Source organism: uncultured Subdoligranulum sp., assembly GCF_937890665.1.
Window position 1 is genome coordinate 1 of sequence record NZ_CALADU010000191.1, and the last position, 9,766, is coordinate 9,766.

Sequence of the window (9,766 nt, forward strand, 5' to 3'; positions counted from 1 at the left end):
CCTCCGGCTCATGGAAGGTGGGAACGACCCGGTGCAGCACCTCCCGGATGCAGGAGATGTCCTCCGTCCGCATAGTTCTATCCAGCGCGTCCCGCAGCAGGGTCAGCTTCCGCTCCAGCTCCTCCGGCGTCACCGGGGGCTGATGCTCCACGAAGATCATGCCGTTGCCGGTCTTTTCCAGATCCCGGCTGGCCACCAGCAGCTCCTCATACAGCTTCTCGCCGGGGCGCAGCCGGACAGTCGGATCATGTTCTCCGCCAGCTCCAAAATCTTCACGGGACGGCCCATGTCCAGCACGAACAGCTCGTTCTGCCTGGCCATGGCCCCCGCCTCCAGCACCAGCTGGGCGGCCTCCGGGATGGTCATGAAATAGCGGATGATACGCTTGTCCGTCACGGTGACGGGGCCTCCCGCCGCGATCTGGCGGCGGAACAGCGGCACCACGGAGCCGTTGGAACCCAGCACATTGCCGAAGCGCACGGCGGCGAAGGTGGTTTGGCTGCACCCCGCCATGGACTGCACCACCATTTCGCACAGCCGCTTGCTGGCCCCCATGACGGAGGTGGGATTCACGGCCTTATCCGTGGAGATGAGGATGAATTTCCGTACCCCGTGGGCGTCTGCCGCCCGGACGGTATTCAGGGTCCCGAACACGTTGTTGCGGATGGCTTCTTGGGGGCTAACCTCCATCAGGGGGACATGCTTATGGGCGGCGGCGTGGAACACCACCTCCGGCTTGTAGGTGTCGAACAGCATATCCAGCCGCTGGGGGTCCCGGACGGAGCCGATCTCCACGCTGAGGGGCAGGTCTTTGCCGTACTGGTACAACAGCTCCTGCTGGATCTCGTAGGCGTTGTTTTCGTAAATGTCAAAAATTACCAGCCGCTTGGGGCGGTGCTTGACGATCTGGCGGCACAGCTCCGAGCCGATGGACCCGCCGCCCCCCGTCACCAGCACCGTGCGGCCGGAAAGCAGGCCGTCCACCGCGGAGGTGTCCAGCTGGATGGCGTCCCGGCCCAGGAGGTCCTCAATGCGGACCTCCCGCAGCTGCTGGCGGATGGGCTTTTGCTCGATCAGCTCCAATGTGCTGGGCAAAGTGGACACCCGGATGCTCCGGTCCGCCAGCTGCCGCAGAATTTCCTTTCGGTGCAGCTCGTCCATGGAGGGGATGGCAAAAATGGCCTCGTGAATATCCATGGCCCGCATCCGGGGCAACGCCTAGCTGATCAAGCCGCTGACAGGCACACCACGGATGCGCTTATTGACCTTGGCGGGATCGTCGTCAAAAAAGCACTGGACGTGGTAGCGGCTGTTGGGATTGTGCTGCAATTCATCCAGCAGCTGCACCCCGGCGGAGCCAGCGCCGATGATGGCCACCGGCACCGCTCCCGGCTGCTCCCGCTGGATGCTGAAGGTCCGGTACATCCGGTAGCTGAACCGGACGGCCAGCATTTCCAGCACCCACAAGCTGGCGATGGCCGCCAGCAGGACGAAGGAAATGGCCTCGTGAAGCAAGGCCCGGCTGAAGATCTCATAGGCGCCAAAGCCGCAGATAGCCGCACCCAGCAGGGCCAGGTACTCCCGGCTCTCGGCGTAGCGCCACAGGCTGTCGTAGGTCCGGAACAAAAGCTGGGCCACGACCGTACACCCATACAGCAGCAGCACGTTCTTCGGAAAACTGCCTCTGGCTCCCACCTCGGTATAGGGCAGGAGCACCGTAATGAACTTATATCCGGCTACCGCCAGCAGAAACAGCAGCGCGTCGCAGAGGAACAGCAGCTGCTTGCGGAATCGGTTCATGATACTCCTCCAGAAATGGTACGGCATCCCCCTTCAAGGGAGATCAGCCTTTCCGGCAGAAAGGCTGCGGTGCCGGCACCGCGAAAAATGGGATCCAAGGTTTTACTGGGCGTCCTCTCCGGCGGACCCGGCCAGCATGGAAAGCACCGTATAGGCCTCCGTTCCGGAAAGGCCCTGCTCCACGGCGGAGCGGCACAGGTTCAGGAAGGTCTGGTTCTCCTCGGTGAGGGACACCTCTTCCAGCCGGCCCTCGGCATTCATGGCGTCCAGGGCGTCCCCCAGCTCCAGCACGCCGGAGAGATAGGCGTCCACGTTGTCCGCGCCCATGGCGGGCAGGACCTCCGTCCGGTAGAAGTCCATCTGGTAATTCCAAACGCCGTGGAACTGTCGCCGATTTCTGCGTAATCAAAAAAGAAATACGCCAGCAGCCCCCACGGCACAGGCAAAAATCACTGCGTCGCAGAGAAATAAGATCTGCTTTCTATGGAGAGTCATAGCTATGAAACCTTCCTGCTTTTTGGTCGATTACCGAACTTCTACAGCCCAATCTGCTCCAACTGCCGCAATTGCTCCTTGTTTTTCTTCGCACCTTGCTGCTTTGTAATCCATACGCCCAGCCGTTTTCCGTTCGGAGCAATATAATTGGGCGGGACAGATAGCGAACCATGATCCTTAAAATACTGCAAAGCCTGCGCGTACTGTTCCTGCCAAACGCGCTCCTGTTTGCCGCTCCATTGCATTCCAATCCGTTCCAATGCTTGGATCTGCTCATCTGTTAGTGACTTACCCTGACGTCTGCCAAGATAAATTTGACGCTGCTCATCAATCCATTTACCGAGCCAGATTCCCTGCTTCACATATTCAGATGGGATGTCCAGATTACCATGTTGCTGATAGTAGCTCTCAGCCAGAGCAAGCCGTTTTTTCCAAGGATCTTCCTTCTTCCAAACCATGCCAAGACGATCCAGCTTCTCTTGCTGCGCTGCCGGCATATCCTGGCGATCCCGCTGGCGGCAAATCCACCGTCCCAGATGAAAGCCATCTGGCGTCTGATAGGTCGTTGGTACATTCAAGTGTCCAAAAGCCTTGTAATAGGAAAAGGCTTCATCATAACCGCGTTCCCATTGCGTATTTGACTTTCTCTTCCACGTCATACCAAGAACTTCCAGCGCCTGTATTTGTTCTTGGGACAAAGGCGCGTTTTTTCCGGGATTTCGATAAGCACTTCGTATCTGCTGTATCCACGTGCCTAACCGAAGCCCCTGTTCTGTGGTAAAAGACAGTGGGACATCCAGATCTCCATGCTCCTGAAAGTAGCGGAGACATGCTCCATAGTATTGCTGCCACAGATGATCCGGGACGTCCCAGATCATACCGATAGCATCTAAAGCGGCAATGCGTTCCGCTGTGAGATAGTGACGCTGTGCCTGGTTCTTTCGGTATGTTCGGAGATTGGATATCCAACTGCCAAGACGGATACCCTCCGGTGTTTCATATCGAACCGGAACCTTTAGATTGCCATGCTGCTGAAAATACTGCTGTGCAGCAAGGTAGTGGCATTTCCAGGCAATATCCCTACGGTTATCCCAAATCATGCCGATTTTATCCAGTCTGGCGATCCGCTCTTGGCTTAAGGTGCCGTAGACCGTACCCGCACGAACCCGCCGCTGCGTCTGCAGCCACTGTCCCAGCGGATATCCATCTTGCGTCCGGTATCGCTTGGAAACCTCCAGGTTCCCGTGGACTGTGTAGTAATTTCGTGCCTTTTGATACATGAGATCCCAGGAAGCCGTCAGTGTATCGTTTAAAGCTGTAAACAGCTCCCGGCAATCCCGAACCTCATCAATAATGCGAAAATATGTCTGCCGGATCAGATGCTCTTTTCCCTGGGCACGGTAATAGGTCATCGCCAGACGCATTTCTTCCTCTACAGCCCCGATGCTGCACAAGTTTTCAATGTTCATTACAATGTCAAATATTACCGCATCGCTCTTTTGATTTGTCGCCAAAGCCCGTCCGATCTGCTGTTTGTAAATAATAGGTGAAACAGTTGGACGCAGCAAAATGACACCGCTGACGTTCTTCACATGAACGCCTTCATTGAGCATATCAATGCAGAACAGCAGCTTCAGATGTGAACTTTCATCCTGCTTGAACTGTGCAAAAGATTCACTTGTTTCCGGATCGTCAGAGTACGCGGAATAAACATGCGGGTCGGGATCCACCTTGGCAAACCACTCAGATGCCTTGCTCTGCATCTCGCGCATATGCTCCGCATTTGCGCAGAAAACAATATACTTTCCATCACGCTGATACATATGCCGGGCGAATATATCACTGAGGCCGTCCGCCTGTTGAAGTGCCCGGCGCAATGTCTCCAGCTGTTGTTTGGCTTTTTCGCGCACTGCTGCATTTTTAGCGCTTTTGACTCTACGCTCATAAGTCAGCAGATTCTTTTGATAAGAATAAACTGACAATACATATCGCGGTGCGCGAAGAATACCCCGGACAATAGCTTCTCCCAGAGAAAGTTCCGAGGCTATATATCCGTCAAACAGCTCTGCTGCCATATCCCGCTGATTATCCAAATATCGGATACTGGTAGCAGACAAGCCAAGTATTGGAGTGAGGGGAAAACTTCCTAAAAGTCTCTGTACACCCGCTCCCCACATCTGCGCACCGCAGCGATGAAATTCGTCTAAAATAATATAATCAGGATGGATATCCAACATTTCCGCCTCTGTCAAATTCATCAGGCGGGCATAGGTGAAAAAGTGAATATTATCCGGAACAGCTGCACCTGTAGCAGCCAGATTTTCCTTCTGCGTCTGGAATATATAAGCAGAAGGCGAAAGCCAGCACACTGTCTTATCAGGGTGCGCCTCACAGAGGCGAAAAGCGATAAAGGACTTGCCCGTTCCAGTGGGGTGGATAATGGCCGCCTTGCCGGTTTTCTTCAGCATGGCTTCTGCCGCTTCATATGCCGCCTGATTATGGGCAAACAACTCCATCGTACTTTCTTCCTCCTCCTTTTCCGCATCCAACTTCTGTAAAACATGGTGTATGTATTATTTTGGAAACAAAGGTACACTATTTTAGCCATGTTAGACAAACTGAAAAAGCCGACTGAATGCCACAGAATTCAGCGGCTTTTTTATTTTTCTATCTTATCATCGTTGAAAACGGAATGCAACCCCATTCTGGTAACCGAAGTGTACCTTTTTGTCCACGCTCTGGATTTAGCAGTCAATTTTTTATCCATTTTAGAAAAGATGTGTGAGAGATTCCCAAAATCTCTGCTGCTTTTCGAGCGGAAATATCTCCTCGCTCATAATGAGTCTTCAAAGTCTCAAACTCTGCCGGGCGCTGCATTTTGGGTCTGCCAAAGCGCTGTCCCCGGGCACGGGCCGCGGCAATGCCCTCGGCTTGTCTTTGACGGATAAAGGTTCGTTCTGTTTCTGCCACATAGCTTAAAAGCTGTAAAACGATATCGGCAATCAGCGTATCCGTAAGATTGGTTCGGTCTCTTTTGCTGCACAAAAGCGGCATATCCAACACGATGATGGCCGCCTGCTTCTCCTTTGTAATAATCCGCCACTGTTCCAGAATATCGCTGTAATTGCGGCCCAGTCGGTCAATGCTCTTGATGACCAGGGTATCTTCTGGCTGAAGCTTTTCTACTAACGCCTGATAACCTGGACGCATAAAATTCTTTCCGGACTGCCGATCCAAAATTATACGTTCTGGAGATATACCATACTCCAGCATTGCAATCTTCTGTCGGTCTTCATGCTGCTCTTTGGTAGATACCCGTATATATGCGTATGTCGTTCCCATTTTGCACCTTCTTAACTTTAGTTTATACCATGCCTCATTTTAGTGTACTCGACCTCCGCCATACAGAAAATTGTGTTATATTTCGCCAGCATATCATTCCACATCACATGTAAACACCCCGCTGCCCGATTTGGCAGCGGGGTGTTCCATTAGAGTCAAAAAGAGAATCATGCGCCCTTCCTCGCAAAGAACTCCGACATGGTAATGCCCAACCCATCGCAGATCCGCTCAATCGTATCGACAGATAATTGTCCGCCGCGGCGTTCGCTGTTTTTCAGGGTCGAATGAGATACATCGCATATCTGAGACAGCTTAAAAAACGTAAGACTCCGCTCATCTGCCAACTCTCTCACTATTGCAATCGTGTTCATCAAATCCCCGCCTTTCAGCATTTTAATCTTCAAAGTTTCTTACAGCACACGCCCAATGACTCGAAATCCTCGTTCCGGGCTGATGATCCTATCAGAATAGTCTTTGTTATACGAAATCAGAACCGGCTGCATGTGGAGCCTTCCGTAGCTGTCCGTAAATGCGTCACGGTCGCTCTCGTCAGGCTCCCGCTCCCCATAGGATTTCAAATAGCCTTCACCGTCATAGACGAACACACCGACCTGGCCTATCGAAAGCGTCTCGCACCGCTCCACCCAGACGATCTGCCCGTCATGGTAGACCGGCTCCATACTGTTGCCGGATACTCTAACGCCAAAGTCCGCTTCCGCCGGGACCGCGTTTTCCGGAAAGCTGACCATCTCAAAGTTGTCCTCATCCAAGAAGCTGCCTGTACCGGCTGAGACTCTGAGATTGCTGACGGGCTTATCGATATAGCGGATCGTATTCGTGGGCGTTGGCATGGGATACACTACCATGTTTGCCGCGCTGGACGCGCTTATGGCGGCGCAGCTCCCGCAGATGGAATTGTACTGCGAGATCGGTCGAGTGGTCAGCGGCAGAGCTGAAAAAGGCGCGGCTGTCGCGGCATCGGAATATCTGCAAGCGGCCTATCCCGCAACCGAGGGCTTTTCTCCCCGCAATTTGCGCCGTATGCGGGCGTTTTACGCAGCCTACGAAGCATCCCCTGAGATCATGCGGCTGGCAATGAACCTCGGCTGGACGCAGAATGTGGCGATTTTAGAGAGATGCGGCAGCAGCGAAGAACGGGCGTGGTACAACAGAGCCGTGCTGCGCTTCGGCTGGAAGAAAGTAAAACTGCTGGCCGCCATAGAATCTCAGGCGTGGCTGTATTCTTCTCTCGACGAGCAAGCGATTTCCTGCTATACTGGTGAAAAAGAAATAACGCAGGAGAGCGAGAGCGATGAAGAAGATACTCTTTGTGTGTCACGGCAATATCTGCCGCAGCCCCATGGCCGAGTTCGTGATGAAGGACTTAGTGAAGAAGGCTGGGCTGGCGTCACAGTTCCATATCGAATCGGCAGCCACCAGCCGGGAGGAGATCGGCAATCCGGTCTATCCTCCGGCGCGGCGCAAGCTGGCGGAGCATGGGATCTCCTGCGACGGTCACGTAGCACGGCAGCTCACCAATGCCGATTACGAGAAGTACGACCTGCTGATCGGGATGGACAGAGCCAACCTCCGGGATATGTACCGCATCTGCGGCGGCGATTTCTCTGGCAAGCTGCACCTCCTGATGGACTACACCGACCATCCCCACGATGTTGCCGACCCGTGGTACACCGAAGACTTCGAATCGACTTGGCAAGATGTGCTGGCGGGGTGTCAGGGCTTGCTGAGAGAATTATTGCAGGTGCGAGGTGAACAGAATGGATAACGAACTTCAAACGAACTATACAACAGAGCAAACCTATCATTCAATCCGCCATTCCATTGTGTCTGCACAGCGCAGTTTGAGTGTGGCAGTAAACTCCGCAATGGTGACGGCCTATTGGGAAATCGGCGAGCAGATTTACAAAGCTTGCGGAGAAAATGACCGCGCAGGATATGGCAAAAAGCTGCTGCAGTACCTGTCCGCACATCTGACAGCGGAATTTGGGAAAGGATTTGACGAGTCAAATTTGCGAAAAATGCGTCAGTTCTACTGTGCATATCCAATTCGAGACACACTGTGTCCTGAATTGAGCTGGTCGCACTACCGACTACTGATGCGCATTCCCAATGAGAAAGAGAGAGCCTTCTATGCGGAAGAATGCGCGAAGTCCGCATGGAGCGTCCGGCAGCTTGAACGGCAGATCCACACGATGTACTATCAGCGCATCTTGGCAAGCCAGGATAAATCACTTGTTGCTGCTGAGATACAAACAACGGAGCCGAAACCGGAATATGAAAAAATCATCAAAGACCCCTATGTAATGGAGTTCCTGCAAATCCAACCGGATACGCATGTGTATGAGGGAGAATTGGAGCAGGCATTGATTGATCACCTGCAACACTTCCTGCTGGAGCTGGGACGAGGCTTCTCCTTCGTAGCCCGACAGAAAAAGTTTACGCTGGATGGTCAGAACTTTTTCATCGACCTTGTGTTTTACAATTATATCCTCAAGTGCTTTGTGCTAATCGATCTGAAGATGGGTCAGCTTACGCATCAGGATCTCGGTCAGATGCAGATGTACGTCAACTACTATACTCGTGAGTTGATGAACGAAGGGGACACACCGCCGATTGGCATTGTCCTCTGCGCCGATAAAAGTGATGCTGTTGTGAAGTACACTTTGCCAGAGGATAATCACCAGATTTTCGCATCCAAGTATTTTACCTATCTGCCGACAGAGGAAGAATTGAAACGAGAACTGCGGCTGGATGAGTTTCAAAAGCTGGATGAATAATGCCTGTGTTGAATTCGGACGGGGGTTCGAATTGCGTCAGAGAAAATTTGAAATAATCGCATTCTGAATTCTATGGAAAATTCAAAGCCGTTGCGGTGCAAGGCTTCCAAGGCGAAAATATCCGAATTGAAGCCGCCTGACAAAAATACAACCACATCGAAAAGATGTGGTTGTTTTTTTGTCTAAATGCATTCATGGGCGCAGGGGATTAGATTCCGCCTGTGCCCGCTTTTCTTTTTCAGCGGAACCATCCGCACGGCGGAAAGGCTCTGCCCCGCAATCGGACCGCAAAGAATACGGCTCCGCTCGCCTATGCGATTCGATTGCGGGGACGTGTGCCTGCGGATGCTGCTTTGACGAAAATGGATGGGAAGATGGCGGACTTTTTTGGGGAAAAAGATAGCTAAAACGGCGAATTCTTTACGAAAAATATACAAGAGCCTGTGAGAAAAACGTGCTATAATGAGTTCGAATAAACAGAGATGTGGGAGACCAGCCCCCGATCCGCCGGCGCGCCCTCCAGGCTGCCGTACGGGTCTGGGGCGTTTTCCCTAGAAGGAGTGTATATGGCACATATCAATTCGGATATTCTGCGCCTCGGCGTGGATGTGGGGTCCACCACCGTCAAAGCAGTGGCCCTGGACCCGGCTGACAACAGCGTACTGTTCACCCGCTATCAGCGGCATAACGCCCATCAGGCGGATACCGTCCGGCAGCTGCTGGAGGAGGTGGCCGGTCACTTTCCCGGCATGCGGTTCCGTATCGGCGTGTGCGGGTCCGGCGGACGGCCCATTGCCGCCGCCCTGGGGGCCTGCTATGTCCAGGAGGTGGTGGCCAACGCGGCGGCAGTCCGGGCCTTGTATCCGGAGGTCCGCACCGCGGTGGAACTGGGCGGACAGGATGCCAAGGTGATCTTCTTCCGCTATGACGAGGCCAGCGGAAAGCTCCAGACCTCCGACATGCGGATGAACGGCAGCTGCGCCGGAGGCACCGGCGCGTTTATCGATGAGATCGCCGCGCTGCTGAACGTGCCGGCGGACGAGTTCGAGCAGCTGGCTGCCCGCGGGAAGACCGTTTACAGCATCTCCGGCCGCTGCGGCGTGTTTGCCAAGACAGACATCCAGCCCTTGCTGATCCAGGGGGCGGAGCGGGCGGATATCGCGCTTTCCACCTTCCACGCCATCGCCAAGCAGACCATCGGCGGCCTGTCCCAGGGACTGGAGCTGACGGCCCCCATCATCTTTGAGGGAGGCCCGCTGACCTTCAACCCCACGCTGGTGCGGGTGTTTGCGGAGCGGCTGAATCTGGAGGAAAGGGATATCGTTCGACCG

General features: G+C 53.8%; 11 protein-coding genes and 1 pseudogene. 4 read left to right on the top strand and 8 right to left on the bottom strand.

What is annotated here, in order from left to right:
• The 8 genes from Q0526_RS10880 to Q0526_RS10915 form a co-directional block, all read right to left on the bottom strand.
• On the bottom strand, window positions 1-196 hold a 196-nt coding region (locus tag Q0526_RS10880), incomplete at its 3' end, for a hypothetical protein (protein ID WP_366522086.1).
• Complete coding sequence (locus Q0526_RS10885) at window positions 157-1,197, bottom strand: nucleoside-diphosphate sugar epimerase/dehydratase (protein WP_298733446.1); 1,041 nt, start codon at window positions 1,195-1,197, stop codon at window positions 157-159. The genes Q0526_RS10885 and Q0526_RS10880, both read right to left, overlap by 40 nt.
• A gap of 21 nt (window positions 1,198-1,218) precedes the next feature.
• Complete coding sequence (locus Q0526_RS10890; RefSeq protein WP_298733448.1) at window positions 1,219-1,800, bottom strand: hypothetical protein; 582 nt, start codon at window positions 1,798-1,800, stop codon at window positions 1,219-1,221.
• 102 nt (window positions 1,801-1,902) lie between these two features.
• Window positions 1,903-2,160 carry a hypothetical protein gene (locus Q0526_RS10895; RefSeq protein WP_298733450.1) on the bottom strand — a complete coding sequence of 86 codons (258 nt, stop codon included), beginning with the start codon at window positions 2,158-2,160 and terminating at the stop codon, window positions 1,903-1,905.
• 176 nt (window positions 2,161-2,336) lie between these two features.
• On the bottom strand, window positions 2,337-4,811 hold the full coding sequence (locus Q0526_RS10900) for a Helicase associated domain protein (RefSeq protein ID WP_298733452.1): 2,475 nt from the start codon (window positions 4,809-4,811) through the stop codon (window positions 2,337-2,339).
• 235 nt (window positions 4,812-5,046) lie between these two features.
• Window positions 5,047-5,637, bottom strand: coding sequence for a recombinase family protein (locus tag Q0526_RS10905; RefSeq protein WP_298733454.1), 591 nt, complete (start codon window positions 5,635-5,637; stop codon window positions 5,047-5,049).
• A gap of 167 nt (window positions 5,638-5,804) precedes the next feature.
• Window positions 5,805-6,008 carry a helix-turn-helix transcriptional regulator gene (locus Q0526_RS10910; RefSeq protein WP_252267330.1) on the bottom strand — a complete coding sequence of 68 codons (204 nt, stop codon included), beginning with the start codon at window positions 6,006-6,008 and terminating at the stop codon, window positions 5,805-5,807.
• 39 nt (window positions 6,009-6,047) lie between these two features.
• Entirely contained in the window at window positions 6,048-6,488 is a 441-nt protein-coding gene (locus Q0526_RS10915) for a S24 family peptidase (protein WP_298733459.1), read from the bottom strand.
• Between the two features lie 37 nt (window positions 6,489-6,525).
• On the opposite strand from Q0526_RS10915, the pseudogene Q0526_RS18830 reads away from it, so the two are divergent.
• The 4 genes and pseudogenes from Q0526_RS18830 to Q0526_RS10930 all read left to right on the top strand — a co-directional run.
• A pseudogene (locus Q0526_RS18830) lies at window positions 6,526-6,858 on the top strand (DUF1016 N-terminal domain-containing protein); the annotation flags it as partial.
• Between the two features lie 91 nt (window positions 6,859-6,949).
• Window positions 6,950-7,423, top strand: a complete 474-nt coding sequence (locus Q0526_RS10920) for a low molecular weight protein-tyrosine-phosphatase (protein ID WP_298733461.1) — start codon at window positions 6,950-6,952, stop codon at window positions 7,421-7,423.
• Entirely contained in the window at window positions 7,416-8,435 is a 1,020-nt protein-coding gene (locus Q0526_RS10925; protein ID WP_298733463.1) for a PDDEXK nuclease domain-containing protein, read from the top strand. The genes Q0526_RS10920 and Q0526_RS10925 overlap by 8 nt, the downstream gene beginning before the upstream one ends.
• Window positions 8,436-9,001: 566 nt before the next feature.
• Window positions 9,002-9,766 (top strand): BadF/BadG/BcrA/BcrD ATPase family protein (locus Q0526_RS10930; RefSeq protein WP_298733465.1); only part of this gene is annotated, 765 nt, incomplete at its 3' end.